This is a genomic window from Nonomuraea solani, from assembly GCF_900108335.1.
In the GTDB taxonomy this organism is placed as follows: domain Bacteria; phylum Actinomycetota; class Actinomycetes; order Streptosporangiales; family Streptosporangiaceae; genus Nonomuraea; species Nonomuraea solani.
On record NZ_FNVT01000008.1, the window covers coordinates 1 to 24555 of the forward strand.

Here is a 24555-nt window from a genome sequence, read left to right on the forward strand (position 1 = left end):
GCGGGTCCCGACTACTTCACCTTGGACTAGACGATGCCCGACACGAAGTTCGACACGATGTTCGACTATGCACCGGCACCCGAGTCGCGCGACGTCGTCGAGGTGAAGTCCTCTTATGGGCTGTTCATCGACGGTGAGTTCGTCGACGGTTCGGGGCCTTCGTTCAAGACCGTCAACCCGGCCACCGAGGAGACTCTCGCCGAGGTGGCCACGGCCTCGGCCGACGACGTCGATCGGGCGGTGCGGGCGGCGCGCAAGGCGTTCGGCGTCTGGAGCGCGCTGCCCGGCGGCGAGCGGGCCAAATATCTGTTCAGGATCGCGCGGATCGTTCAGGAGCGGGCGCGGGAGCTGGCCGTGCTGGAGTCGCTGGACAACGGCAAGCCGATCCGCGAGTCGCGTGATGTGGACGTGCCGCTGGTGGCGGCGCACTTCTTCTACTACGCGGGCTGGGCCGACAAGCTGGAGTATGCCGGGTTCGGCAGCAGGCCGCTGGGGGTGGCCGGGCAGGTCATCCCGTGGAACTTCCCGCTGCTGATGCTGGCCTGGAAGATCGCCCCGGCGCTGGCGTGCGGGAACACGGTGGTGTTGAAGCCGGCCGAGACGACGCCGTTGACGGCGTTGCTGTTCGCCGACATCTGCCGGCAGGCCGAGCTGCCGCCCGGCGTGGTGAACATCGTCACCGGCGCGGGTGAGACCGGCGCCGCCGTGGTCGCGCACCCCGACGTCGACAAGGTGGCCTTCACCGGCTCGACCGAGGTCGGCCGGGTCATCGCCCGGGCGGTGGCGGGCACCGGCAAGAAGCTGACGCTGGAGCTGGGGGGTAAGGCGGCGAACATCGTGTTCGACGACGCCGCCATCGACCAGGCCGTCGAAGGCATCGTCAACGGCATCTTCTTCAACCAGGGGCACGTGTGCTGCGCGGGCTCGCGGCTGCTGGTGCAGGAGTCGGTGCAGGAGGAGGTGCTGGCCGCGCTCAAGCGCCGGCTGGGCACGCTGCGGCTGGGCGACCCGCTGGACAAGAACACCGACATCGGTGCGATCAACTCGGCCGAGCAGCTCGCCAAGATCCGGCGGCTCAGCGACATCGGCGAGTCGGAGGGGGCCGAGCGCTGGTCGCCGGCGTGTGAGCTGCCCGAGCGGGGGTTCTGGTTCCCGCCGACGGTGTTCACCGGGGTCGCGCAGTCGCACCGCATCGCCCGGGAGGAGATCTTCGGACCGGTGCTGTCGGTGCTGACCTTCCGCACGCCGGCCGAGGCGGTGGAGAAGGCCAACAACACCCCGTACGGGCTGTCGGCCGGGGTGTGGACCGAGAAGGGCTCACGCATCTTGTGGATGGCCGACCGGCTGCGCGCGGGCGTGGTGTGGGCCAACACGTTCAACAAGTTCGACCCGGCCTCGCCCTTCGGCGGCTACAAGGAGTCCGGCTACGGCCGCGAAGGCGGGCTGCATGGGCTGGAGGCGTACCTCGATGTCTGAGCGACGAGTGACAGTGCGCAAGACGTACAAGTTGTTCATCGGTGGAGCGTTCCCGCGCTCGGAGAGCGGGAGGTCCTACCCCGTGACGAGAACGGAGCACGCCGCCAGGGCCTCGCGCAAGGACGCCCGTGACGCGGTGGTGGCCGCGCGCAAGGCGTTTCCCGGCTGGTCGGGCGCGACCGCGTACAACAGGGGGCAGATCCTCTACCGCGTCGCCGAGATGCTGGAGGGCCGCCGTGCCCAGTTCGCCGACGAGGTCGGCGGCCCGCGCAAACAGGCGCTGGAGCAGGTGGACGCCACGGTGGACCGGCTGGTCTGGTACGCGGGCTGGGCCGACAAGATCGCCGCGGTGCACGGGGCGGCCAACCCGGTCGCGGGGCCGTACCTCAACCTGTCCTCGCCGGAACCGGCCGGAGTGGTCGCGGTCATCGCGCCCGCCGACCCCCTTCTCGGCCTCGTCTCCGCCGTCGCACCGGTGATCGTCACCGGCAACTCCTGTGTCGTGGTCGCCTCGGAGCGGGCGCCGCTGCCCGCCATCACGTTCGCCGAAGTGCTGGCCACCTCCGACCTGCCGGGCGGGGTCGTGAACATCCTCACCGGGCACCAGGCCGAGCTGGCGCCCTGGCTGGCGGCGCACATGGACGTCAACGGGCTCGACCTCACCGGCGTGGGAGCCCCCGAGCTGGCGCTGGCCTGCGAGCAGGCGGCGGCCGAGAACTTCAAACGCGTGTTCACCGCGGAAAAGGACCGGGGCACGCGACGCATGACCACGTTCATGGAGACCAAGACGGTCTGGCACCCCGCCGGGATCTGATCGACCCCGCACCCGCAAGGACACGGCACACAGGCCGTGACCTCGGGTCACCCATCCCTGAATCTGGAGGAATCCCCATGGAACCCACCGGTGTTCTCGTCGTCGGGAGCATCACCGCGGACGTCACGGCGTTCAGCCAGCGGCTGCCGCGGCGCGGTGAGACCGTGCTCGGCGACGACTTCACCCTCGTACTCGGCGGCAAGGGCGCGAACCAGGCCGTGTCCGCGGCCCACTCGGGCGCGCCGACCTGGATGGTCGCCTGCGTGGGCCAGGACCCGTTCCGCGACATCGTGCTGTCCGGCCTGGAGGCGCACGGTGTCACCCTCACCGAGGTACGCACGGTCGAGGGCCGCACGGGCGTCGCCCACATCCGCGTGGACGCGTCGGGTGAGAACGACATCATCATCACGCCGCTCGCCAACGCCTCCCTCGACGAGGCGATGGTCACGGAGAGCATCGAGCGCATCCGCGACCGGGCCGGCGTCCTGCTGCTCCAGCTCGAAATCCGGACCGAGGTCGCCTGCCACGCGGCGCGGGAGGGCGCGGCGGCCGGGCTGACCGTGGTCCTGGACCCGGCGCCCGCCCAGAAGCTGCCGGACGACGTGTGGCCGTACCTCGACATCGTGACCCCGAACGAGAGCGAGGCCACCGTGCTGACCGGCGTCCAGGTCACGGACCTCGCGTCGGCGGAGCGGGCGGCGGCCTGGTTCCTGGAGCGCGGCGTGCGCCACGCGATCATCACGCTCGGCGCCGGCGGCGCCCTGTCGGTCACGAAGGAACGCACCCGTCACTTCCCCGCCTACGCCGTGACGCCCGTGGACACCACGGCCGCCGGCGACGCCTTCACCGGCTTCTTCGGCGGCGCCCTGGCCGCCGGCCTCGACGTGGACACCGCCATCCAGTACGGCATGGCGGCCGGCGCCCTCGCCACCACCAAGGCCGGGGCCAGCCCCTCACTCCCCGGCAGGGACGACGTCGAACCGCTGGTCAACACCCCCATGGAAGGAGCCACCCGATGAGACGCAACCAAGGAACGCTCAACGCCCAGCTCGCCCGCGTGATCTCCGAGCTGGGCCACACGGACACGATCATCGTCACCGACGCGGGCCTTCCCATCCCGAGAGACGTGGAACGCGTGGACCTGGCCGTCAGGGAGAACCTGCCGCGTTTCCTCGACCTGCTGGACACGGTGCTCGACGAGGTGGCCGTGGAGGGTGTGGTGCTGTCCGAGGAGATCAAGCGGCACAGCCCGGACATGCTGGCCGCGATCGAGGAGCGGTTCGACCGGCTCGGCCTGACGCTGGAGTTCCTGCCGCACACCGAGTTCAAGCGGGCCACCGCGGGAGCCAGGGCGGCCGTGCGCTCCGGCGAGTTCACCTCGTACGCCAACGTCCTGCTCACCGCGGGCGTCGTGTACTGATCGGGAGCCTGGCATGCATCTCCAGTTGGCCGATGTGCGCAAGTCCTTCGGCGACAACAGCGTCCTGCGCGGCGTCAGCTTCGACGTCGCTCCCGGCGAGGTCGTGGCGCTCGTCGGGGAGAACGGGGCGGGCAAGTCCACGCTCACCCGGGTGATCTCCGGCGCGCACCAGCCCGACTCGGGCCGGCTGCTGATCGACGGGACCGCGACGGTGTTCAAGGACCCGCAGGCCGCGATGGCGCAGGGCATCGAGGTCATCTACCAGGAGTTCCAGCAGAACCTGTTCCCGCACCTCAGCGTGGCCGAGAACATGTACGTGCTGGACCGCGAGCGCGTCTTCGGCCGCTGGTTCGTCTCCAAGCGGCGCATGGCCGCCGAGGCCGGGCAGGCGCTGCGCCGCCTCGGCATGGAGATCGACGTGCACCGCCAGGTCGGCGAGCTGAGCGTGGCGGAGCGGCAGATGCTCGAAATCGCCAAGGCCATGACGCACGAGCTGCGGCTGATCATCCTCGACGAGCCGACCGCGGCGCTCGACGAGCAGGAGTCCGAGCAGCTCTTCGCCCAGGTGAACCGGCTGCGCGAGGCCGGCGTCTCGGTGATCTACATCAGCCACCGGCTGGACGAGGTCTTCGCCCTGTCGGACCGCATCGTCGTGCTGCGCGACGGCCGGGTCACGCTCGACGCCCCCACCGAGCGGCTCACCCCGGCCGAGGTCGTCACCGCGATGGTCGGCGACGCCGTGGACGACTTCTATCCCAAGGAGCGCAACGTACGAAACGAGGTCGTGCTGGAGGTGCGCGGCGGGGGCGGCGGCCGCTTCCACGACATCGATCTGCGGGTCAGGGCCGGCGAGGTGGTCGGCATCGGCGGCGTGGTCGGCTGCGGGCGCAGCGACCTGCTGCGCGCGCTGTTCGGTCTGCAGCCGCTGACCGGCGGATCCGTGCTGGTGGACGGCTCCGGCGTACGCGTCGCGAGCGTCCAGGACGCGATCGGCAGCCGGATCGCCTACCTGTCGCCCGACCGGCAGGCGGAGGGCCTGTGCATGGGCCAGTCCGTCGAGGCGAACGTGTCGCTGGCCTCCCTGCGGGAGTTCAGCCCCGGGAGCGGCGTCGTGCGGCGCGGCAAGGAGCGCGCTGCCACCGGCGCGGTCATCTCGGAGCTGCGGGTGCGCGCCGCCTCCCCGTCCATCGAGGTCAGCTCGCTGTCCGGCGGCAACCAGCAGAAGGCCCTGTTCGCCAAGTGGGTGATGACCCGGCCGCGGGTGCTGCTCATGGACGAGCCGACCCGCGGCGTGGACGTCGGGGCCAAGACGGAGATCTACCGGATCATCAACCAGCTCACCGCGGACGGTGTCGCCGTCCTGCTCGTGAGCTCCGACCTGCCGGAACTCGTCGCCATGTCCGACCGCGTGGTCGTGATGCGCGAGGGACGGCTCGTCGCCGAGCTGACCGGCGACGACCTCGACGAGCAGTCCATCCTCAAGCACGCACTGGTAGGCGCCGCATGACCTCGAAGCTCAAGACCGTCGCGGGCCGGCTGCGCGCGGTGTGGATGCTCCTCCTGGTAGGGATCGTCCTCTCGGTGGCCTCGCCGGTCTTCCTCACCCCGGCGAACCTGCTCAACGTCGCGCTCGCGACCTCCGTCGCCGCGCTGCTCGCGGCCGGGCAGACATATGTGATCATCCTTTCCGAGATCGACCTGTCCGTGGGGTCGGCGCTCGGCTTCTCCGCCGTCGTCACCGCCCTGACGCTCGGCACGTACGGGCTCGTCCCCGCGCTGGCCGCGGGCCTGGCGACCGGCGCGGCCATCGGGCTGATCAACGGCCTGCTCGTGACCAGGACCAGAATGCCGTCGTTCATCGCGACGCTGGCCACGATGTCGGTGTTCGCCGGGCTCACCCTTCACCTCACCTCGGGCAACCCCATCCCGGTGACGGACTACGACTTCCAGGGCATCGGGCAGGCCCGGTTCGCGGGCGTGCCGGTGCCGGTGTGGATCATGCTGGTGGCGTTCGGGATCTTCGGGTTCGTCCTGGCGCGCACCCGCTTCGGCCGGTACGTCTACGCCACCGGCGACAACGTCGAGGCCGCGCGGCTCTCCGGCATCAGGGTCCACCGCGTCAAGATCCTCGCGTTCGTCATCAGCGGCGTGCTGGCGTCCCTGGCCGGGTTCATCATCACCGCCCGGCTCTCCACGGCCCAGCCGACGGCCGGCGCCGGCCTGGAACTGGACGCGATCGCGGCCGTCATCATCGGCGGCACCAGCCTGGCCGGTGGCCGCGGCACCCTGCTCGGCACCCTCGTCGGGGCGCTCGTCCTCGGCGTCATCGACAACGGGATGAACCTGCTCGACGTCTCCCCGTTCCTGCAGGACGTGGTGAAGGGCCTGGTCATCCTCCTGGCCGTCTTCCTCGACCGCAACGTGGACATCCTGCGCAGGCTCGTACCGCGCCGGGCCGCATCCCCCGTACCCACTCCAGAACTCGCACAGCACATCTAAGGAACAGCCATGCACACTCCCCGCAAAATCCTCGCCGTCGCGATCCTGGCCGCCGTCTCCCTGACCGCCTGCAGCCGGGGCGGTGAGGAGACCACCGCGGGCGCCGTCAAGGCGTCCGGCAAGAAGGACGCCACGATCATCATGAGTACGCTCGGCAACCCGTTCTTCATCAGCGTGAAGGACGGCGCCGAGGCCCAGGCCGCCAAGAACGGCATCACCCTGAACGTGCAGAACGCCGACAACTCCGACGCCACCTTCCTCAACCAGGCGACGACCGCCATCTCCAAGCAGACCGGGATCCTCATCCTCGACCCGGTGGGCAGCCAGTCGGCCAGCAGCTCCGTCACGCAGGCGAACTCGGCGAGCATCCCCGTGATGGCGTTCGACCGCAAGCCGTCCGGCGGCAAGCTGGCCACGTTCGTCGGCTACGACGCCGTCCAGGCCGGCAAGAACGCGGCCGACGCGCTGGCCGAGGCGGTCGGCGGCAAGGGCAAGGTCGTCGAGATCCAGGGCATCCTCGGCACCAACGTGGCCCAGGACCGAAGCAAGGGCTTCCAGCAGCAGATCGCCACGCACCAGGACATCAAGGTCGTCGCCACGCAGGCGGCCGACTTCGACCGGGCCAAGGCCCTGAACGTGATGACGAACGTGCTGCAGGCCAACCCCGACATCGACGGCGTGTACGCGGCCAACGACGAGATGGCGATGGGCGTGCTGTCCGCGCTCAAGGCCCGCAACCTGGTGGGCAAGGTCAAGGTCGTCGGCAACGACGGCATCGCCGACGCGCTGGCCGCCGTCGCGGCGGGTGAGATGTACGCCACCAACGCCGAGTCGCCCTTCGCGCTCGGGCAGAAGGTGATCTCGCTGGCCGGCGACGTCCTGGGCGGCAAGCAGGTGCAGGCCGACGAGACGCTGCAGGGCAAGCTGGTCAAGAAGGACAACGTGAAGGAGTACGCGGACTACCTCGTCGGCCTCGGCGACAAGTCCGGCGTTCCGGACAGCCTCAAGTAGGAGCGGAAACGCCTGCCCGGACTCACCCGGGCAGGCGCCCTACCGCGGCGACGGCAGCACGGACAGCTCGCACGGATAGGAGTCGGCCGGGGCGCTCAGCACCCAGACGATCATCGCGGCCAGCGTCTCCGGCCGGATGCACGCCCCGGGATCGTACGGACGCCCGAAGTCCTTCCGCACCTCACCCAGCAGCTCGGTCGCCGTCGCCCCGGGATAGACCGTGGTGACGCGGACGCCGTGAGCGGCCTCCTCCTCACGCAGCGACTCGGCCAGCTCCCGCAGCGCCGCCTTGCTGGCCACGAACGCCGACCAGCGCGGAACCCCGGTCATCCCCGGAGCGGCGTTGACGAAGATCGCGTGGCCCCTGGACCGGCGTAACGCGGGCAGCGTCAGGCGTGTCAGTTCGGCGGCGGAGGCCACGTTCACCGCCATCGTCCGCCGCCACGTCTCAGGGCCGGCGTCGGCGACGGCCTCGACCGGGGAGATTCCCGCGCAGTGCACCAGCGCCTGGACATCCTCCGGTTCTCCCACGGCGGCGGCCAGCGTCTCGGGGGCGGCCAGGTCCGCCTCGATCCCCGGTACGTCCAGCCGCCCGACGCCGCGCCCCACGGCGGTCACCCGGTGCCCGGCCGCTACCAGCGCGCCGACCAGCGCCGTCCCGATGCCGCCGGTGGCCCCGGTCACCAGCACGTTTCCCATGACCACTCCCCTACTCGAAAAGGTGGCGGTTGGCCCGGCTCCAGGCGAGTTTCCGGCCCGCTTCGTCGAGGAAGCCGCCGGCGACCCACTGGGCCTGGGGTTGGCGCCCGGCGGCGGCCAGCAGGCGTACCTGCTCGATCACTTCTTCTTGCACGCCGATGACCGCGTCGACCAGCCCCGTGGTGGACGTCAGGCCGTAGGCGGCGGCGAACAGCTCCAGGCGGCGACGCCGGTCGGGTGGCTCGGGGTGGCGCAGCCGGCGCAGGCATTCGGCGTCGTCGCGGAACGGCGCGACGTACTCCAGCGCGTAGGCGACGTCGTGCAGCCGGGGTCTGGGCCGGGCGTAGTCCCAGTCCAGGATCCCGACCGGGCGTTCACCGCGCCAGACCGTGTTCCACGGGCCGAAGTCCCCGTGACAGATGACCTCGTCTTCGCGTGGTTCCGCCTCACCGCTGGACCAGGTGAGCCCTTGGGGCGGGCGGAAACCGGCGGCCACGTCGTGGTAGTCGCGGAGCAGGCGGGCGAAGGACGTCAGGCCCGCGTCCCCGACCACCTTGGCCCAGCCCTCAGGGCCGGACTCGCCGTCCAGGTAGGTGAGGATCTCCCGGCCCTCCTCATCGATCCCCAGCACCCGTGGCGAGTAGGGGAAACCCGCCTCCTCCAGGTGCCGGAGCAGCGCGTGGACGGCCGGGGTCCATGGGTGGACGGGCCTGCGAACGGTGTCGCCGACGCGTACGACCCGGCGATGGGCCGAGTCCTGCAAGATCTCCTCGTCCGCCACGCGATCAGACGACGGGGCGGAGGAAGAAGGCGGTGCTGTCGTCTTCGGGGGTCTCCACCGCGAGCCCCGTCGTGGCCAGGGCTCGTGCGATCAGCTCCCGATCCCCCGTCCACTGCAGCGCCAGCTCGTCCACCAGGTCACCGCAGGCGTCGAAGCTCGACGTGTGCTGCTGGGTGGTCCAGAAGACGGCCTTGGCAGGTTCGCCCGCCTTGGTCGACTCGTACACGTGCTCCCACCCCCCGGAAGCCGTCGGCCAGAGGTCGGGTTCGGCGAGGTAGCCGTGGGTGGCGAGGTCGTCGAAGGCCCTGACGATGCGGCACAGGTCGGAGCGGCGGCCGGTGGCCAGGCAGGTCACGACCCCCTCCTCCGGCTCGTTGAGGCCGTGGACGGCGGCGAAGAGCTTCTCCATCGCGGCGTCCGCCTCCTTCGCCAGTTCGTCGGGGTCCATTTCGAGGATCGCGTCGTAGTCCTCGCCCCGGTCCGACTGCCCGGGTACGGCCACCACCAGGCCCTCCTTGGCGAACACCGCCTGCACGCGGGAGGGCAGCCCGCCCCGCCAGGACAGGGGCAGGTCCTTGACCAGGGTGCCATCGGCGTCGAAGTGGGGGTCGGCGACGTGCAGGAGGCCGCTGGTCGTCTTGTCGGCGGCGAAGCGTTCGGCGTCGACGATCTGCCAGCCCTCCTGCTCCAACCGGCCGAGCGCCCGCTCCAAGGCGTCGCGCGGCGGAAGCTGTGAGGGGGAGTCGTCGGGGGCGGGAGCGGACGGCTCGGACAGGACGTCGGCGACCTCCGCGCGGCGCTGGGCGAGGAAGGCGCGGGTCTCGGCGATGAGGTCGCGGTCCATCAGGTTGTCGAGGACCATCGACCACCAGGCCTCGGCGCCGCCCACGAAGGCGACCGGGTCCAGTTCGCGCAGCGAGCGCCACAGCTCCTCGGTGTAGCGGCGGCCGTCGTCGGCGGACTCGCCGTTCAGCGCCCGCTGGCGCAGCCTGAGCCGGTAGAGGAACTCGACGAAGGTCGCCAGGGAGCCGTTGACCCGCTCGGCCTGCGGCTCGCCGTCGAAGGAGAGCAGGCCGACGACGCCGCTGCGCAGGTCGAGGAAGTAGCGCATGGCCGTGTCGCCGGTCGTGCCGCCGAGCATGAGGACGTCCACGTCCCCGTCGCCGGTCTTGAACACCACGAGGGAGCCCGGGCGCGGCTCGTCGTCGACGAGGAGGGTGAACGCCAGGTCGGCGCGTACCGGTAACCCGATCTGGCACAGGATCCGCGCGTCCTCGTCCGACAGCCCCATCTCGTGGGACTGCTCGGCGTCCATCAGCAGCAGGCCTTCGTCGCCGAACGCCTCGGCCATCTCTTCGTGCGAGACCACGTTGCAGCACCTTGTGTCGTTCCGGTGGGCCCGCCGGGCCCAGAGATCAAGATCCCCTAAGAGTAGGGGACTTCGCGGGGCACCAGGACGGCTTCCCTGATCGCCAAAAAAGTGATATCACTTTGCTAGCAAGATGGAATCACCTAGACAGGAGATGGACGATGGCGGACACACCCGGCGGGGCCGCTCTTGAGGGACCCATCGTGGACATGCCGGCGCCGCGCACGAGCGAGCGCGTGATGCGGGCGTCCAACGGGTTCGTGATGGCGGGCGTGGCGACGGTGCTGGTGCTGGCCGGCCTCGCGCTGCTCGTCGTGGGGATCGTCATGCTCGCCACGGGGGCGGAGCAAGGCGGTCTGTGGCTGGTCGTGGTGACCATCCTGATGATCATCAGCGGCCTGACGATGTTCTTCGGCCTCACGGCCGTGGCGCCGGGCGAGGCCCGCGTCGTCCAGCTCCTCGGCCGGTACGTCGGCACCCTGCGCACCCCCGGCTTCCAGTGGGTCAACCCGGTCACCCATCGCCGCCGGGTGTCGACCAGGATCCGCAACCACGAGACGGACGTGACGAAGGTCAACGACGCCGACGGCAACCCCATCCAGATCGCGACCGTGGTGGTCTGGCAGGTGCAGGACACGGCGCAGGCGGTCTTCGAGGTCGACGACTTCATCGAGTTCGTGGCCATCCAGGCGGAGACGGCCGTGCGGCACATCGCGGGCAGCTACCCGTACGACGCCCACGGCGATCCCCGGCTGTCCCTGCGCGACAACGCCGAAGAGATCAACGAACAGCTCTCGGCGGAGATCGGCGCCCGGGTCGCCTCGGCCGGGGTGAAGGTCATCGAGTCCCGCATCGTCCACCTGGCCTACGCGCCGGAGATCGCCCACGCGATGCTGCGGCGCCAGCAGGCCGGCGCGGTGGTCGCCGCCAGGCAGCGGATCGTCGAGGGGGCGGTCGGCATGGTCGAGATGGCCCTGGCCAGGCTCGCCGAGCACGACGTCGTCGAGCTGGACGAGGAGCGCAAGGCGGCCATGGTCAGCAACCTGCTCGTGGTGCTGGTCGGCGACCGCGACACCCAGCCGGTCGTCAACACCGGCACGCTCTACCACTAGCCCCGGTGGAGCGGAAGAAGATCCTTCTGCGGCTCGACCCGGTGGTCCACGACGCGCTGGCCAGGTGGGCGTCCGACGAGCTGCGCAGCACGAACTCGCAGATCGAGTTCCTGCTGCGCAGGGCGCTGGCCGAGGCGGGGCGTCTGCCCGACGACGTGGCGCGGATGCGCCCCCGTGGAAGACCCAAAAAGGTTCCCGACGAGGAGAGCACCGATGGAGACACAGGTGAAACAGGATGAGTCACTGACGAGGTCGGCGTTCCTGCTGGCCTTCGACCTGCGCAAGGGCCGGCTCACCGGCCGGGGTGAGCTGGGCTACCTGCTGCGCGCGGCGGCCCTGTCCGAGCTGCTGCTGGCCGGCCATCTGGCGGACGATTCGGGCAAGGTGCGGGCGCTCACCGCCCCCGCCGCCCACCTCGGCGCCCTCCCGGCGGCCGTCTATGAGCAGATCGCGGCCGCACCGCCCCGTAAGTGGGGGCACTGGGTCACCAAGGATGGCGGCAAGGCGGTCCGCCTGGTGCGCGACGAGCTGGTGGCCGCCCGGCTGATCGGCGTGGAGCGGCGGCGGATCCTGTTCTTCCCGGTCGAGCGGATCACGCCGCGCAAGCCGTACCTGTCGCGCAGGCTCGCCGAGCGCGTGGCGCAGGCGATCCGCGGCGGCCGGCCCGTCGACCGCCTCGAGCTGGACGTCCGCGTCCTGGCGGCACTGGGCACGGCGGCCCGGCACAAGGCCGTCCCCACGCATGGACGTAAGGAACGGATCCAGCAGTTGTCCGAGCCCGTCGAGCCGATCGCCACCGCGCTGCGCAAGAGCGTGGACGCGGCGAGGAGCTCGCACGCCGCCGGCTGAACCCCCACTCTCTGAGGGAGATCGCTCGTGAGCACGTCCATCCAGGCCCGGCCACGAACCATCACCGGCCGGGCCCTGGCCCCCGACCTCGCCCGCGGCGCGATGCTGCTGGCCATCGCCTTCGCCCACGCCCCGCTGTTCGTCACCGACGTGAGCCGCGGTCCCACCGTGCTCAACACCGTCGCCGAGATGTTCCACCTCTTCTTCGTCGGCAACCACGCGCGGCCGATGTTCGCCTTCCTGTTCGGCTACGCGCTGGTGCAACTGCTCGACCGGCGGCTCTCGGGCGGCGCCGACTGGGTGAGCGCCCGCAGGCTGCTGCGCCGCCGCGGCTGGTGGCTGGTGCTCATCGGGTTCGTCCATGTGGCGCTGCTGGTTCCGATCGACATTCTGGCCGCGTACGGGCTGAGCGCCGTGCTGGTGACCGGCCTGCTCCGGCGCGGTGACCGGGCCCTGCTGTGGACGGCCGGGCTCACTCTGGTCCCGGCCACGCTCATCGTGGGGTTCGGCATGTGGTTCCCGTTGTCGCGGGGCATGTCCACCTACACCGCGGGCAGCGTCGCCGCGGGCGGTCAAGGTTTCTGGGAGCTGTTCACGAACCGGATGGCGGCCTGGCCGCTCATGGTGATCTTCGGGGTCGTCCTGGTCGTGCCGGGGATGCTGGTGGGCATGTGGGCGGCGCGGCGGCGGTTCCTGGAGGAGCCCGCACGTCATCGGCGGTTCCTGGTCCGCGCCGCGGTGATCACCACCGCCCTGTCCGTCGCCGGAGCCCTCCCGGCCGCCCTCATCCAGGCGGGGCTGTGGGCCGGGCCGCCCGGCGCGGCCATGCTGGCGGCCTCCTTCGCGCAGCCGCTCACCGGGTACGCGGGCGGCATCGGCATGGCGGCGATCATCGGCCTGGTCGCGATCGCGGCCGGCCGCCGCCGGAACCGGTTCACGACGTCGGTCGAGGCGCTCGGGCAGCGTTCGCTGAGCATGTACCTCTTCCAGTCGATCGTGTTCACCGCGCTGTTCTACCCGTTCGGGCTGGGCCTGCAGGACGACCTCGGCCTCGCCGGCGCCACGGCGGTGGCGACGGGGACCTGGCTGGTCTCGCTGCTCCTGGCCGATCTCATGCGCCGCGCCGGCCATCGCGGCCCGGCGGAGATCCTGCTCCGCCGCCTCACCTACGCCTCCGGCCCCAGGTAGGCGAGGACCGCGGCCACCCTGCGGTGCACGTCCCCGCTGTTCTCCAGGCCGAGCTTGGTGAAGATGGCGTTGACGTTCTTCTCCACCGACGAGATCGACAGGTGCAGGGCCCTGGCGATGGCCGAGTTCGTCCGGCCGTGGGCCATCTCGCGCAGGACGTCCCGTTCGCGGGCGGTCAGCGCCTCCTGCTGGCCTCGTACGTCACGGCGGGCCAGCAGGCCCTCGACCACCTTCGGGTCGATGACCGAGCCGCCCGTCGCCACCGCCCTGATCGCCCCGAGCAGCTCGTCCAGATCCCCCACCCGGTCCTTGAGCAGGTACGCGTACCCCTCCGTACCATGCTTGAACAGCTCGAACGCGAACAAAGCATCCGAGAACTGCGAAAGCACCACCACCCCGACCTTCGGATGCGCGGAGCGGATGCGGTGGGCGGCGTCGATGCCCTCGAAGCCCTGCCGCCACTCCCCGCCGGGCATCCGGATGTCGGTGATCACCACGTCGGGGCCGAGCCGGCGGACGGCGTCCAGCAGCTCGTCGGCGTCGCCCACCGCGCCCACGACCGTCACCTCGCCCGACATCTCCAGCAGTTGCCGGGTCCCCTCGCGCACCAGGTAGTGATCGTCGGCCACCACCGTGCGGATCGGCTCACTCATCGGCCGGCACCCACGCGTTCACCCGTGTGCCCTCCCCCGGCGCGCTGTCCACGGTCAGCCCGCCGCCGAGCGCGTCCAGCCGGTCGGCGAGCGTCGCCAGCCCCCTGCGGGCGGCCGCGCCCGGGGTGAAGCCCTTGCCGTCGTCGGCGACGGTGGCGCGCAGGCGGCCGTCCGACTGCGACAGGCGTACCTCGATGGTGGCCGCCTCCGCGTGCTTGAGCGCGTTGGCCACGGCCTCGCTCACGGTGAAGTACATCGCTCCCTCGATCTCGTCGGCGAACCGCCTGGCCCGCAGCCCCGGGGACGCGCTCACCCTGGTGTGCACGGGCAGGCGGGAACAGCGCTCCTCGACGGCCTCCACCAGGCCGCCCTGGCTCAGGGCGGACGGGTGGATGCCGGCCGCCAGCTCGCGCAGGTCGGTGAGCGTCTGGCGGGCCTGCTCGCGCAGCTGGGTCAGCATGTCGGGGCCCGCGCCGGTGGCCCTGGCCAGTTCGAGGCCGGCGATGAGGGCGACGAGCTGCTGCTGTACGCCGTCGTGGATGTTGCGCTCGATGCGCCTCCTCTCGGCCTCCTGGGCGTTGACCAGGCGGGTGACCAGCCCGGCGCTCTGGATGGCCAGCCCGGCGGGCACGGCCAGGGCCTGCAGCAGGCGCCGGTCCACGCGGGTGAGCGGGCCCGCGTCCCTGGGGCCGCACTCGATACGGCCGAGCCCGCCGCGTACCGGCATCGTCACCAGCGCCTCGCCCTCCTCCTTGCCCGAGACCACGCGCGTGCCATCGGCGAGCGTCACGGCCGCCCACCTGACCTCCAGCCCGGTACGCACCGCCGTGGCCAGCCGCCCGAGCTGCTCCACCGGCTCGGGGGCGTCCTCAAGAGCGGTGCCGAGGTCGGACAGCACCTCGTCGACCGTCGGGCGCAGGTCGAACATCAGGTGCAGGCGCGACCCCTTGATGCCGATCCGGATGTCGAGCAGCCGGTGGCGGACGACCGCCACGACCAGCGCGGCGGGCAGCGCCCCCATCGCCGTCACGACCCCGAGCAGCACGACCGGCCCGATCTGCGTACGGCCGAAGATGGTGAACAGCATGAGCGCCGCGCCCCCCATCGTCACGACCATGCCGCCGACCATCCACGCGTACTGCCGGCGCTCCACCATGCGGCTGCGCCGCCAGCGGACCACGAGCCCGCAGAACACGACGACCGCCAGGATCCACGTGACGAACTGCCCCACCCCCGACATGAGCGCCGCGATCAGCGCCAAGGGCGACGGATCGGACATGTTCGGCCCGAACATCAGGAACCCGGTGGAGCCGACGGCGTGCACGGCGATCGCCACGGCCGAGATCCTCGCCACCGGCCGCCACCGGCGCGAGGGCAGCCTGCCGTCGGGGAACAGGAGGGGCACAAAGATCCAGGTCAGCCCATAGAACAGGGGAGACAGGGAGATGAGGAACGAGCCGAGGAGCTCCGGGCCGCCCTGGGCGCGCACCCCCACCCCCAGCACGCTCAGCCCGAGGAACAACCCGCAGGCCAGCAGCAGCCAGCCGTAGCGCAGCTCGGGACGCCGGGAGGCCAGCAGCCACCCCAGGGCGGGCAGGGGCAGCGCGAAGACGATGAACACCCACTGCGTCGCCGGAGCGGGCAGGCCGGTCTCCATCAGTGCACCGGCCACGACGCCGGCGGCCGCGGTCGCCGCCAGCAGTGCGGCCACCAGCCTGGAACTCATAGGCCCCCATCGTGATGAGCGATCAGGGAGGTCGTCTATGAGGTTATCCGCACATTTCCCGCGGCCAGCCTCACCTGCCGGAACGGTGGCCCACTTGGTGGTTCCCGATCTTCCGGTCGGCTTGTCTGGAACGGACGCAGCAACCGATCGAAACGGAGCCTCATATGCGCACGGTGCCGAAACCCGCCCGGATCCTCGCGGCGGCCGCGGTGGCGGTCACCATGACGGCCTGCGTGGGCCGGCCCGCCCCCGTCCAGGCCACCGCCATCACGGCTTTCGGGACGGACATCCCCGGCACTCCGGCGGGCGGCCAACTGCGCTGGCTGCTCGACGCGGCCCCCCGCGCGCCGATCCCCGCGAGCGAGCTGGGCGAGCACTTCACCGCCGACTTCCTCAAGAACATCCCCGCCGACCAGCTCAACCAGGTCCTGGCGGTCTTCAAGGACATGAAGCTCGTACGGCTCACGCAGCAGCAGGACCGCTCGCTGGTCGCACGGATCGCGGTGGGCACCCTCCCGTACGACCTCTCGCTCACCGTGGACGGCACCGGCCGGATCAGCGGCCTGCGCTTCCAGTCCCCCACCCCGCGGAGCTGGGCGGAACTCGACGAACGCCTGGGCAAGGCGGCTCCGCGCACGGGCCTCCTGACCGCCGAACCGGCCAAGGACGGCACCTGCCGCCCCCTGCACGCCGTCGCCGCCGGCAAGGCGCGGCCACTCGGGTCGATGTTCAAGCTGTACGTGCTGGGCGCGGTGGCCGAGCGCATCAAGAGCGGCGCGTTCGGCTGGGACACCCAGTTGACGATCACGCCGGAGCTGAAGAGCCTGCCGTCGGGCGAGCTGCAGGACCGTCCCGACAACAGCAAGGTCACCGTGCTGGAGGCGGCCAAGCTGATGATCTCCATCAGCGACAACACGGCCACCGACCTGCTGGTCCACAAGGCGGGCCGCGCGGCGGTCGAACGCACGATGCGCGCCTGGGGCGCCGCCGACGAGCGCAACGTGCCCTCGCTCACGACGCGGGAGCTGTTCGTGCTCAAGGGCGCGGACTATCCGAAGCACGCCAAGCGGTACCTGTCGCTGAGCGACGGGCGGCAGCGGGCGTACCTGAAGTCGGTCGTGGCCAAGGTGCCGCTCTCCCAGGTCAAGGCGTGGACCGCGCCGCGCGAGCTGGACACGATCGAGTGGTTCGCGTCGCCGGCGCAGATCTGCCGGGCGTACACGGGGCTGGTGAAGCTGGGCGACAAGCGGATCGCCGAGGCCATGTCGATCAACGACGCGGGGCTGGGGCTGGACAAGGGCACGTGGCCGGAGGTCTGGTTCAAGGGCGGCTCGGAGCCGGGGCTGATCGACATGAGCTTCCTGGCGCGTACGGCCGGGGGGAAGACGTACGTCACGACGGTGATGGCGGTGAACCCGAAGACACCGTTCGCGGACCCGCACGCGACCACGGAGCTCCTGTCCCTGGCCCGAGGCGCCTTCACCCTCGCCGGCGACTCCTGACCGAGCTTCGCCTGTTTTTTGGAGTGCGGCCGGATCCAACCGGTGGATCTCGAACGGCTCTACGCCGGGGAATAGTTGAAAAGTAAATCGGGTTGAGCCGGGCAGAATCCGCTGGAAGGAGCCGGACATGCCCGCCGTGACCGTAGAGAACCCGCTAACCCTCCCCCGCCTGCCCGAGCCGGTGGCCGGGACGCACGGCCGTAAGGTGCTCGCCATCGAGACCGCGCCCAGCGGGTTCGAGGGGGAAGGCTTTCCCGTGCGCCGGGCGCTGGCCGCGATCAAGCCGGCATACCTGGACCCGTTCGTGATGATGGACCAGATGGGTGAGGTCGACTACGCGGCCGGGGAGCCCAAGGGGACGCCGTGGCATCCGCACCGGGGGTTCGAGACCGTGACGTACATGATCGACGGGGTGATCGATCATCTCGACTCCAACGGGGGCGGGGGGACGATCACCAACGGGGACACCCAGTGGATGACCGCCGGCGCCGGGATTCTGCACAAGGAGGCGCCGCCCGAGTGGCTGGTGCAGCAGGGCGGGCTGTTCCACGGGGTGCAGCTCTGGGTGAACCTGCCGGGGGCGAAGAAGATGATCGCGCCGAAATATCAGGACATCGGAAGTTCCAGTGTCGTGCTGCTGAGCAGCCATGACGGTGGGGCGCTGGTGCGGCTCATCGCCGGGGATCTGGCCGGGAACAGCGGGCCGGGGAGCACGCAGACGCCGATCACGCTGCTGCACGCCACGCTGTCGCCCGGGGCGCGGCTGGTGATGCCGTGGCGGAAGGACTTCAACGCGCTGGCGTACGCGCTGTCGGGGCGAGGGACCGTGGGCGATGAGCGGCGGCCGTTCCACAGCGGGCAACTCGCCGTGTTCGACGGGTTCGGGAACCGGCCCGGACTGGCGACGTCCGGGGAGAGCGTCACGATCACGGCCAAGGACACGCTCGACGTGATCGTGCTGGGCGGCGAGCCCATCGGGGAGCCGGTGGCGCACTATGGGCCGTTCGTCATGAACACCAAGGCCGAGCTGGCTCAGGCGTTCGAGGACTATCAGGCGGGGAGGCTGGGCGCGATTCCCGCCGAGCACGTCTGACCGGTGCGTTCACGGGGGGGGTGGGGACACCCTCGCGTTCGAGGCGGCGGCGGCCGTACGGACCGCTTCTCAGGCCGTTGAGCGGATGCGGTCGCACGGGAGTGAAAGACGGGGGCTCAGCTCCGGGGCGATGGATCTGCTGCTCCGGCCGAGCTCCGCGGGTGACGAGGGCGTCAGCATCGGGGAGTTGGCGCAGGCCGCGGGGGTGACCTCCCGGAACGTGACGGGGCTGGTCGACACGCTGGAGCGGGACGGGCTGGCGCGGCGGGTGCCCGATCGGCGGGATCGGCGGTCGGTGCTGGCACAGATCACGCCAGAGGGGCTGGCCTGGATCGAGGCGTTCAGGAAGCCGTCGCAACTGGCCATGGCGGCGATCTTCCGGGGGTTCACGACGGAGGAGCTGGGCCTGTTGCGGCATCTGTGCCTACGGCTGGCCGTCAACCAGGAGCAGCTCGCGCAGCACCTGCGGGAGGGCCGATGAGCGCCGCCACGCGGGAGGTCGTGCGCGGCTATCACGACGCCCGGTTCCGTGGGGACGTGGCGGCCGCAGCGGCGCTGGTCGACGGCGTCCAGCGCACGGCCGAGCACTTCCGGCTCCGCGACGGGAAGATCGGCACGATCATGCTGATCTTCGACGCGGCGCCGTGGCAGACGATGGCGGCCTCGATCACGTGAGCGGGAGGGCGGCGGCGGTCTGGCGCCAGATGCGGCCGTCCTTGACCACGAGGGTCCCGTACGTGGTCACGCGGTTCCCCCCGACGGTCATGTAGGCGTTGTAGAAGATCACGTCGTCGGTCACCTGGAGCGAGACGATCTCGTCGACCTGAGGCTTCGCGGAGAGGTAGGCGCCGAACAGCTCGCCGATCTCCGCGGCGCCCCGGGCGACGCGGTCGAAGCGGACCACCGTGGCCTCGTCGTGATACTGCGCGAGCAGGGCCGGAAGGTCCTGGCCGGCGATGGCGGCGAGCTGGCGGTCGAAGACGTCTTTGGCGGTCATGTGGCGGCACCTTCGGGAAGCGGACGGAGCAGGTCGTAGGCCACCTGGGCGGCGGCGATCAGCAGGATGACCGGCAGCGCCACCACGACCGGGAGCAGTGAGGCGGCCAGCGTGAGCGCGGCGGCGGTCAGGCGGATGGCGCCCGCGCGGCGGTCGCGGGAGCAGAGGTGCTGCACGCCGAGCACGGCCAGGACGAGCGCGGCGGGGACGCCGACGGACCCGCTCGTGCCGGACGGGTGGGTGATCGCGTGCTCGATGCCGACGCCGAACGCCACCAGGCCGAGCGAGAGCGGCAGGTGCGAGTAGACCCACACCTGACCGGCCATCTGGGTACGGAGCACGACGGACTCGTCGAGGTGGCCGAAGTAGAGCCACCAGAAGCCCATCGCGATCGCCACCCCGGCCAGCGCGATCAGCAGCGCTCCCGGCGTGACGTCGTGACCCTTCAGCCCGATGACGACCGCGGCGACGACCTCCCCGAGGACGATCACCACGAAGAGCCCGAAGCGCTCCGGCAGGTGCTCGCTCTGCGGCGGCAGCTTGCCCTGGTGGCGCCGGGCCAGCAGGGGCGTGGCCAGGTCGATGAGCAGGGCGACGGCCCAGAAGAGGTATCGCTGCGGCGGCTCCACGGCGAGCGAGGCCAGCCAGATGAGCACGGCCACGGTGAAGCCGGCGGCGTAGCGGGTGGTGAGCGCGCGGGCCTCGGGCACGTGGCGGCCGGCGCGCACGTAGGCCACGATGAGCAGCACCCGGGCAACGGCGTACGAGACGGCGAAGAGCGCGGAGCGCTGCTCGATGTCGCCCACGCTGGCCGCCATGGTGGCGACGGCCAGGATCTGCGGCAGCGCGAGGAGGCGGTGGCTGACGTCGTCGGTGTCGAAGCGGTTGGCGTAGAAGACGTAGCCCGCCCAGGCCCACCAGACCGGTACGAACAGCCCCACGAACGTGAGGACGCGGCCGAGATCCGCCCCCTCGGCGAGCACGGCGGCCAGCTCCGCGACGGCCACGACGAAGACGAGGTCGTAGAGTAGCTCGAGCCAGGTCGCCCGGCGGTGCGCGTCTTCGAACAGCCTTAATCGGGGCGGCTGCCATTGGCGATTGGTCACGACTGCTCTTGCCTCCACACTATGTAATTGTGTAATTATGCCCGGATTGTGCGCCGCTCGGTACCTATTTCAGCGTCAGGCAGGCGACGCGCGGCCCGGCCTGGCCCACCTTGGGGCCCGAGGTCGTGGTGGGCTCGGCGTGGATCACGAGTGAGCCCGGCGGCTTGGCCGCGTCGAGCGCCCAGTCGTGGCGGGCGGCGGAGCGGCCCGCGCCCTCGGCGTCGGTGGTGACGTCGAGCCAGACCTCGCTCGTCGGGTTGATCTGGCCCGGGTGGTGCTGGAAGTGCGGGCCCGACTCGTCGGGCTTCTTGCCGCAGGGCTTGGCGTGCAGGTGGGCGCCGTAGCGGCGATCGGGCAGCAGTCCCTCGACGACGAGGGAGGTGCGGGTCTTGCCGCCGGTGGACTCGACGGTGACGCTGGCCTGGGCGCCCTCGGGGACGAGCTTGCGGTCGTAGGCGATGGCCCCGGTGTCACCGGTGTCGCCGGCGGAGAACTCGCCGGCGGCCGACAGCGTGACGGCCTCCCCTGGGCTCTTCTCGACGGCCCCGCCGGCGCCGGATGCGTCCTGGAGTGGGGCGGGCGGGCCCGCGCAGGCGGCGGTGAGCAGGATGAGCAGAAGTGCGGGCACACGCATGAGAACCCCTATGGTCCGAGCCCCTTACGGCCTGAGGACTCCGAGAGGGCACCCACTTTAACGAGTGACCGGTCTGCTACGGACGGTTATCCGATGCTAGGCGCCATGTTTTGCCGCGATGTCGTCGATCAGCGCGGCGAGCGTGAAGTCGAGGTCGGTGAGACCGCCCTTGTCGTGGGTGGTGAGGGCCAGGTGGAGCTTGCGCCAGCGGATGTCGATGTCGGGATGGTGGTTGAGCTCCTCCGCCCGCACCGCGATCTCGTCGACGATGCGGATGGCGGCGGGGAAGTCGGGCGCGGTCACCGTACGCCGGAGCTCGTCGCCCTCGCGCCGCCAAAGGGGCAGGTCGTTGATGTCCATGGGCTCACGCTACTTCAGCGCCCCCGAGCCGAGCCCGGACTGGATCTGACGCTGGAAGATGATGTACACGATCATGACGGGCAGGATGGTGATGGACAGGGCGGCGAACAGGCCGGGCCAGTCCGCCTCATAGCCGGCCAGCGTGGAGATCCTGGCGATGCCCTGGGTGAGGACCCATTTGTCGGGGTCACCGGCCAGCAGCACGAGGGGCAGCAGATACTGGTTCCACTGCCCGAGCACGTTGAAGATGGTGATGCTGATCAGGCCGGGCCTGGCCATCGGCACCATGATCTGGAAGAACGTGCGGGTGTGGGAGGCGCCGTCGATGGTGGCGGCCTCGGCGACCGCCTCGGGCAGCGTCCTGAAAAATGCCGCTAAGAAGAACACCGTGAACGGCAGCGAATAGGCGATGTAGACCAGGACCAGGCCGACGTGGGAGTTGAGCAGGCCGACCGACCTGACCACGAAGAACAGCGGGCCGAGCGCCAGGAAGACCGGGAACGCCAGGCCGGCCACGAAGTAGTAGTAGATCAGCTTGTTGCCGAAGAACCGGTAGCGGGCCAGCACGTACGCCGCCATCGACCCGAACACCATCGTGCCCGCCGTACCGAAGAAGACCACGATGACGGTGTTGAGCATGTAGCGCCCGATGTGGGCCGTGTCCCACGCCCGCCCCCACGCGTCCAGCCGGAGCTCACCGGGAAGTCGCAGCGGGTCGCCGAAGATCTCGGTGTTGTTCTTGAACGACGCCAGGAACGTCCACAGCAGCGGCGCGATGATCAGCAGCGCCCAGACGGCCAGCGCCACGTGCGAAAGGCCGTTGAGCACGCCGAACCGGGGCTTACGCGAGGCCATGTCTAGAGCTCAACCCTCTCACGCCTGGTCGTACGCAACGTCAGCACGGCGAACGTCACGGTGAGGAAGAACAGCGCCACGCCCATCGCGGACGCGTACCCGACCTTCTGGTAGGAGAAGGCGGTCTTGTAGATGGTGACGGGCAGGATGGTCGTGGCCCCGTCGGGCTCGCCCTTGTCGCCCGCGAGCACCTGGATCAGCGCGAACCCGTCGAAGGCCGCGATCCCCAGATAGATCCAGCCGACCTGGACGGTGTCGCGCAGCAGCGGCAGCGTGATCGAGAAGAACAGGCGCAGCCGGCCCGCCCCGTCGAGCGCCGCCGCCTCGAAGTAGTCCTGGGGAATGGCGGCCATGCCCGCCGAGAACAGCACGACGTAGAAGCCGACGCCCTGCCAGACCATCACCGCGATCACCGACCACAAAGCCAGCCCCGGCTCGATCAGCCAGCCGACGGGGTCGATGCCCAGCCGGGCCAGAATCCCGTTGATGACGCCGTCGGCGTCGGGCCGGTAGACCGCCTGGAACAGCACGCCGACCACGGCCACGGCCAGGACCTGGGGAAAGAAGAACACCACCCGGTAGAACTTCGAGCCCCAGACCCCTTTCATGGTGCCGCCGCCGAGATTCAGCAGGAAGGACAGGAACAGCGCGATGGCGATCGTGGCGATCGGCAGCACGAGCAGCAGGACCGCGTGGTTGCGCAGGGCCTGCCAGAACACCTCGTCGCCGAACAGCCGGCCGAAATTGTCCAGCCCCACGTAACGCACGATCGAGCTGTATCCGTTCCAGCTCGTCAGGGAGAGCTGGAACGCCTGGACATAGGGGCTGATGACGAAGACCGAATAGAGCGTGAGAGGGACGACGAGAAATCCGGCCACGAACCCGTATTTGCGCAACCGCTGCATGGACTACTGGCTCCGGGTCTGCTTGGCGACCGCGTCGTCCTTCTTGACCGCGTCGGCCTTCTTCTGCATGTTGGCGCAGAACTTCTCCGGGGTGATCCGGCCCGCCATGACCACGTTGATCTGTTCGGTGCCGTAGTCGAACAGCTCCTTGTACCAGCCTTCGAAACGCGCCTCGGTGATGACGTTCTGGCCGGCCTTGTCCTGGGCATCGGCGGCGCTTCTCAGGCCGGCGGGCAGATCCACGCCGGCGGCGGCGCCGTTCACGACCGTGATGTTCTTGGTCTTCTCGGTGAAACCGCGCGCGCCCTCTTTCGAGAGCATGATGCGCAGATATTCGAGGCCGCCCTGCGGGTTCTTGCCCTTGGCGCCGACGACGAAGTTCTCGCCGACGCCCACCTGGATGGCGCCGTACGGCATCTTGTCGGCGGCGGTGACGTCGGGAATGGGGGCGATGGCGTACTGGAAGTCCTTCGGCTTGTCCTTGGCCATCTCGTTCTCGATCCAGGAGCCGACCGGATAGAAGAGCACCTTGTTCTGCAGGTGCTTGATCTGGGTCTGGGTGTGGTCGAGGCCGAAATACGCCTTGTCGCCGAACCTGGCCTGGATGTCCACCCAGGCGGTGACGGCCTGCTTCATCGGCTCGGCGGTCCAGGCGTTGTCGACCAGGTTGTCGATGTCGATGATGATCTGGTTGCCGCCGATCTTGGCGGCCGTGTAGAGGACGTTCCAGAGCTGGTAGTACGGGCCCTTCTGCCCCGGGTACGCGAACAGGACGATGTTCTCCTGCTTGGCCTTCTCCCCCAGCTCGACGAACTCGGTCCAGGTCACCGGCACCTTCCAGCCCTTCGACTCGAACAGCTTGGCGTTGTACCAGAGCGCCCGGTGCGAAACGGTGTAGTTGAGCACCAGCTCCTTGCCGTTGATCAGGGCGTTGTCGAGCACGGCCGGCGTGACGGTGTCGCGCACCTTCTTGGCCGGGTCGTCGATCGAGGGCGCGTCGAAGAGCACGCCGAGGTCGGCCAGGTGCTGCTCGGCGGCCAGCGCGGCCAGGTCCATCGACTCGGGGCCCGAGTTGTTGAGCACGTCGGGCGCGTCGCCGCCGACGAAGCGGGGGCGGAGCTGGGTGCCGATCTGCTGGGTGGCGTTGTGCTTGACGCTCACGCCGGGGAACTCCTTCTTGTAGAGCTCCTCGTGCAGGTCCCTGGCGTAGGCGTCGCCGTACCCGCCGCTGAAGATGACCACCTCCAGAGGCTTCTTCGCGTCGACGCCGAACGGGTTCTTCGAGTCGGCGGAGGCCGTGATCGAGGTGGTGGGCGCGGGGTCGCCTCCGGTGCCGGCGGTGGCGCAGGCGCTCAGCAGACCCGCGCCCGGGCCCGCGACGAACGCGGCCGTCCCGATCCGGCGGAGGAGCTGACGGCGGGTGATCTCGCCTGGAGGGGTCATGGGGCCTCCTGAATTAGGAAAGTTTCCTAAACGTTTGCCCGCAACGTACGAACGGCCCCCGAC

The 24555-nt window shown here is 70.2% G+C and carries 27 protein-coding genes; 15 read left to right on the plus strand and 12 right to left on the minus strand.

All coding sequences use genetic code 11. The features are described 5' to 3' along the window. The first annotated feature begins 57 nt into the window (after positions 1-57). From C4V41_RS27525 to C4V41_RS27555, 7 genes are all read left to right on the plus strand, one after another. A complete protein-coding gene (locus C4V41_RS27525) occupies positions 58-1476 on the plus strand; it encodes an aldehyde dehydrogenase family protein (protein ID WP_103959239.1) in 1419 nt (472 codons plus the stop codon). Further along, positions 1469-2290: an aldehyde dehydrogenase family protein gene (locus C4V41_RS27530; protein ID WP_103959240.1), complete on the plus strand. Its 822-nt coding sequence runs from the start codon at positions 1469-1471 to the stop codon at positions 2288-2290. Before C4V41_RS27525 ends, C4V41_RS27530 begins: the two co-directional genes overlap by 8 nt. Positions 2291-2367: 77 nt before the next feature. Continuing rightward, positions 2368-3309, plus strand: a complete 942-nt coding sequence (gene rbsK / locus C4V41_RS27535) for a ribokinase (RefSeq protein WP_103958865.1) — start codon at positions 2368-2370, stop codon at positions 3307-3309. Next, entirely contained in the window at positions 3306-3710 is a 405-nt protein-coding gene (rbsD, locus tag C4V41_RS27540; protein ID WP_103958866.1) for a D-ribose pyranase, read from the plus strand. Before rbsK ends, rbsD begins: the two co-directional genes overlap by 4 nt. 13 nt (positions 3711-3723) lie before the next feature. Further along, positions 3724-5217, plus strand: coding sequence for a sugar ABC transporter ATP-binding protein (locus C4V41_RS27545; RefSeq protein ID WP_103958867.1), 1494 nt, complete (start codon positions 3724-3726; stop codon positions 5215-5217). Then, positions 5214-6209, plus strand: coding sequence for an ABC transporter permease (locus C4V41_RS27550; protein ID WP_103958868.1), 996 nt, complete (start codon positions 5214-5216; stop codon positions 6207-6209). The genes C4V41_RS27545 and C4V41_RS27550 overlap by 4 nt, the downstream gene beginning before the upstream one ends. A gap of 9 nt (positions 6210-6218) precedes the next feature. Then, on the plus strand, positions 6219-7220 hold the full coding sequence (locus tag C4V41_RS27555; RefSeq protein WP_103958869.1) for a substrate-binding domain-containing protein: 1002 nt from the start codon (positions 6219-6221) through the stop codon (positions 7218-7220). A 39-nt stretch (positions 7221-7259) separates the two neighbouring features. On the opposite strand, the gene C4V41_RS27560 is transcribed toward C4V41_RS27555, so the two are convergent. The 3 genes from C4V41_RS27560 to C4V41_RS27570 are packed head-to-tail and all read right to left on the minus strand — an operon-like array spanning position 7260 to position 10069. After that, positions 7260-7919: an SDR family NAD(P)-dependent oxidoreductase gene (locus C4V41_RS27560; protein ID WP_103959241.1), complete on the minus strand. Its 660-nt coding sequence runs from the start codon at positions 7917-7919 to the stop codon at positions 7260-7262. A 10-nt stretch (positions 7920-7929) separates the two neighbouring features. Next, the gene (locus C4V41_RS27565) at positions 7930-8700 is read right to left on the minus strand and encodes an aminoglycoside phosphotransferase family protein (RefSeq protein WP_103958870.1); all 771 of its coding nucleotides are present in this window, start codon (positions 8698-8700) and stop codon (positions 7930-7932) included. Positions 8701-8704: 4 nt separating this feature from the next. After that, the gene (locus tag C4V41_RS27570) at positions 8705-10069 is read right to left on the minus strand and encodes an SUKH-4 family immunity protein (RefSeq protein ID WP_103958871.1); all 1365 of its coding nucleotides are present in this window, start codon (positions 10067-10069) and stop codon (positions 8705-8707) included. A 161-nt stretch (positions 10070-10230) separates the two neighbouring features. On the opposite strand from C4V41_RS27570, the gene C4V41_RS27575 reads away from it, so the two are divergent. Genes C4V41_RS27575 through C4V41_RS27590 form a run of 4 tightly spaced genes read left to right on the plus strand, consistent with a single transcriptional unit; the run spans position 10231 to position 13218 of the window. Next, the gene (locus C4V41_RS27575) at positions 10231-11181 is read left to right on the plus strand and encodes an SPFH domain-containing protein (protein ID WP_103958872.1); all 951 of its coding nucleotides are present in this window, start codon (positions 10231-10233) and stop codon (positions 11179-11181) included. 5 nt (positions 11182-11186) lie between these two features. Beyond that, positions 11187-11420, plus strand: coding sequence for a hypothetical protein (locus tag C4V41_RS27580; protein WP_103959242.1), 234 nt, complete (start codon positions 11187-11189; stop codon positions 11418-11420). Further along, complete coding sequence (locus C4V41_RS27585; protein WP_160150405.1) at positions 11407-12030, plus strand: GOLPH3/VPS74 family protein; 624 nt, start codon at positions 11407-11409, stop codon at positions 12028-12030. The genes C4V41_RS27580 and C4V41_RS27585 overlap by 14 nt, the downstream gene beginning before the upstream one ends. Before the next feature lie 27 nt (positions 12031-12057). After that, the gene (locus tag C4V41_RS27590; RefSeq protein ID WP_235030417.1) at positions 12058-13218 is read left to right on the plus strand and encodes a DUF418 domain-containing protein; all 1161 of its coding nucleotides are present in this window, start codon (positions 12058-12060) and stop codon (positions 13216-13218) included. Here C4V41_RS27590 and C4V41_RS27595 read toward each other — a convergent pair. Together C4V41_RS27595 and C4V41_RS27600 are read right to left on the minus strand one after the other, a co-directional pair. Further along, entirely contained in the window at positions 13197-13871 is a 675-nt protein-coding gene (locus tag C4V41_RS27595) for a response regulator transcription factor (protein ID WP_103958874.1), read from the minus strand. The two genes, C4V41_RS27590 and C4V41_RS27595, sit on opposite strands and share 22 nt — an antisense overlap. Next, positions 13864-15597: a sensor histidine kinase gene (locus C4V41_RS27600; protein WP_103958875.1), complete on the minus strand. Its 1734-nt coding sequence runs from the start codon at positions 15595-15597 to the stop codon at positions 13864-13866. Before C4V41_RS27600 ends, C4V41_RS27595 begins: the two co-directional genes overlap by 8 nt. A 164-nt stretch (positions 15598-15761) precedes the next feature. Here C4V41_RS27600 and C4V41_RS27605 point away from each other — a divergent pair, with 164 nt between their 5' ends. The 4 genes from C4V41_RS27605 (at position 15762) to C4V41_RS27620 (ending at position 18867) form a co-directional block, all read left to right on the plus strand. Beyond that, positions 15762-17099 carry a serine hydrolase gene (locus C4V41_RS27605; RefSeq protein WP_103958876.1) on the plus strand — a complete coding sequence of 446 codons (1338 nt, stop codon included), beginning with the start codon at positions 15762-15764 and terminating at the stop codon, positions 17097-17099. Between the two features lie 127 nt (positions 17100-17226). Further along, positions 17227-18192 (plus strand): pirin family protein, encoded by a 966-nt coding sequence (locus C4V41_RS27610; protein ID WP_103958877.1) that lies wholly within the window; start codon positions 17227-17229, stop codon positions 18190-18192. Positions 18193-18322: 130 nt separating this feature from the next. After that, entirely contained in the window at positions 18323-18673 is a 351-nt protein-coding gene (locus C4V41_RS27615) for a MarR family transcriptional regulator (protein ID WP_200824268.1), read from the plus strand. Next, positions 18670-18867, plus strand: a complete 198-nt coding sequence (locus C4V41_RS27620) for a hypothetical protein (RefSeq protein WP_103958879.1) — start codon at positions 18670-18672, stop codon at positions 18865-18867. The genes C4V41_RS27615 and C4V41_RS27620 overlap by 4 nt, the downstream gene beginning before the upstream one ends. Here C4V41_RS27620 and C4V41_RS27625 read toward each other — a convergent pair. From C4V41_RS27625 to ngcE, 7 genes are all read right to left on the minus strand, one after another. Continuing rightward, a complete protein-coding gene (locus C4V41_RS27625; protein WP_103958880.1) occupies positions 18860-19189 on the minus strand; it encodes a nuclear transport factor 2 family protein in 330 nt (109 codons plus the stop codon). The genes C4V41_RS27620 and C4V41_RS27625 overlap by 8 nt on opposite strands. Next, the gene (locus tag C4V41_RS27630; RefSeq protein ID WP_160150406.1) at positions 19186-20295 is read right to left on the minus strand and encodes a low temperature requirement protein A; all 1110 of its coding nucleotides are present in this window, start codon (positions 20293-20295) and stop codon (positions 19186-19188) included. Before C4V41_RS27630 ends, C4V41_RS27625 begins: the two co-directional genes overlap by 4 nt. Before the next feature lie 64 nt (positions 20296-20359). After that, positions 20360-20929, minus strand: coding sequence for a superoxide dismutase family protein (locus C4V41_RS27635; protein ID WP_103958882.1), 570 nt, complete (start codon positions 20927-20929; stop codon positions 20360-20362). A gap of 96 nt (positions 20930-21025) precedes the next feature. Then, the gene (locus C4V41_RS27640) at positions 21026-21289 is read right to left on the minus strand and encodes a 4a-hydroxytetrahydrobiopterin dehydratase (protein WP_103958883.1); all 264 of its coding nucleotides are present in this window, start codon (positions 21287-21289) and stop codon (positions 21026-21028) included. 9 nt (positions 21290-21298) lie between these two features. Beyond that, positions 21299-22144 (minus strand): carbohydrate ABC transporter permease, encoded by an 846-nt coding sequence (locus C4V41_RS27645; protein WP_103958884.1) that lies wholly within the window; start codon positions 22142-22144, stop codon positions 21299-21301. Between the two features lie 2 nt (positions 22145-22146). Continuing rightward, positions 22147-23049 (minus strand): carbohydrate ABC transporter permease, encoded by a 903-nt coding sequence (locus tag C4V41_RS27650; RefSeq protein ID WP_103958885.1) that lies wholly within the window; start codon positions 23047-23049, stop codon positions 22147-22149. Positions 23050-23052: 3 nt separating this feature from the next. Beyond that, positions 23053-24492: an N-acetylglucosamine/diacetylchitobiose ABC transporter substrate-binding protein gene (ngcE, locus tag C4V41_RS27655; protein WP_103958886.1), complete on the minus strand. Its 1440-nt coding sequence runs from the start codon at positions 24490-24492 to the stop codon at positions 23053-23055. Positions 24493-24555: the final 63 nt, after the last annotated feature.

Coding starts and splice junctions, on each gene's coding strand:
- C4V41_RS27525 (WP_103959239.1), top strand. CDS start 58: ATGTTCGACTATGCACCGGCACCCGAGTCGCGCGACGTCGTCGAGGTG.
- C4V41_RS27530 (WP_103959240.1), top strand. CDS start 1,469: ATGTCTGAGCGACGAGTGACAGTGCGCAAGACGTACAAGTTGTTCATC.
- rbsK (WP_103958865.1), top strand. CDS start 2,368: ATGGAACCCACCGGTGTTCTCGTCGTCGGGAGCATCACCGCGGACGTC.
- rbsD (WP_103958866.1), top strand. CDS start 3,306: ATGAGACGCAACCAAGGAACGCTCAACGCCCAGCTCGCCCGCGTGATC.
- C4V41_RS27545 (WP_103958867.1), top strand. CDS start 3,724: ATGCATCTCCAGTTGGCCGATGTGCGCAAGTCCTTCGGCGACAACAGC.
- C4V41_RS27550 (WP_103958868.1), top strand. CDS start 5,214: ATGACCTCGAAGCTCAAGACCGTCGCGGGCCGGCTGCGCGCGGTGTGG.
- C4V41_RS27555 (WP_103958869.1), top strand. CDS start 6,219: ATGCACACTCCCCGCAAAATCCTCGCCGTCGCGATCCTGGCCGCCGTC.
- C4V41_RS27560 (WP_103959241.1), bottom strand. CDS start 7,919: ATGGGAAACGTGCTGGTGACCGGGGCCACCGGCGGCATCGGGACGGCG.
- C4V41_RS27575 (WP_103958872.1), top strand. CDS start 10,231: ATGGCGGACACACCCGGCGGGGCCGCTCTTGAGGGACCCATCGTGGAC.
- C4V41_RS27595 (WP_103958874.1), bottom strand. CDS start 13,871: ATGAGTGAGCCGATCCGCACGGTGGTGGCCGACGATCACTACCTGGTG.
- C4V41_RS27600 (WP_103958875.1), bottom strand. CDS start 15,597: ATGAGTTCCAGGCTGGTGGCCGCACTGCTGGCGGCGACCGCGGCCGCC.
- C4V41_RS27605 (WP_103958876.1), top strand. CDS start 15,762: ATGCGCACGGTGCCGAAACCCGCCCGGATCCTCGCGGCGGCCGCGGTG.
- C4V41_RS27610 (WP_103958877.1), top strand. CDS start 17,227: ATGCCCGCCGTGACCGTAGAGAACCCGCTAACCCTCCCCCGCCTGCCC.
- C4V41_RS27615 (WP_200824268.1), top strand. CDS start 18,323: ATGGATCTGCTGCTCCGGCCGAGCTCCGCGGGTGACGAGGGCGTCAGC.
- C4V41_RS27620 (WP_103958879.1), top strand. CDS start 18,670: ATGAGCGCCGCCACGCGGGAGGTCGTGCGCGGCTATCACGACGCCCGG.
- C4V41_RS27625 (WP_103958880.1), bottom strand. CDS start 19,189: ATGACCGCCAAAGACGTCTTCGACCGCCAGCTCGCCGCCATCGCCGGC.
- C4V41_RS27635 (WP_103958882.1), bottom strand. CDS start 20,929: ATGCGTGTGCCCGCACTTCTGCTCATCCTGCTCACCGCCGCCTGCGCG.
- C4V41_RS27640 (WP_103958883.1), bottom strand. CDS start 21,289: ATGGACATCAACGACCTGCCCCTTTGGCGGCGCGAGGGCGACGAGCTC.
- C4V41_RS27645 (WP_103958884.1), bottom strand. CDS start 22,144: ATGGCCTCGCGTAAGCCCCGGTTCGGCGTGCTCAACGGCCTTTCGCAC.
- C4V41_RS27650 (WP_103958885.1), bottom strand. CDS start 23,049: ATGCAGCGGTTGCGCAAATACGGGTTCGTGGCCGGATTTCTCGTCGTC.
- ngcE (WP_103958886.1), bottom strand. CDS start 24,492: ATGACCCCTCCAGGCGAGATCACCCGCCGTCAGCTCCTCCGCCGGATC.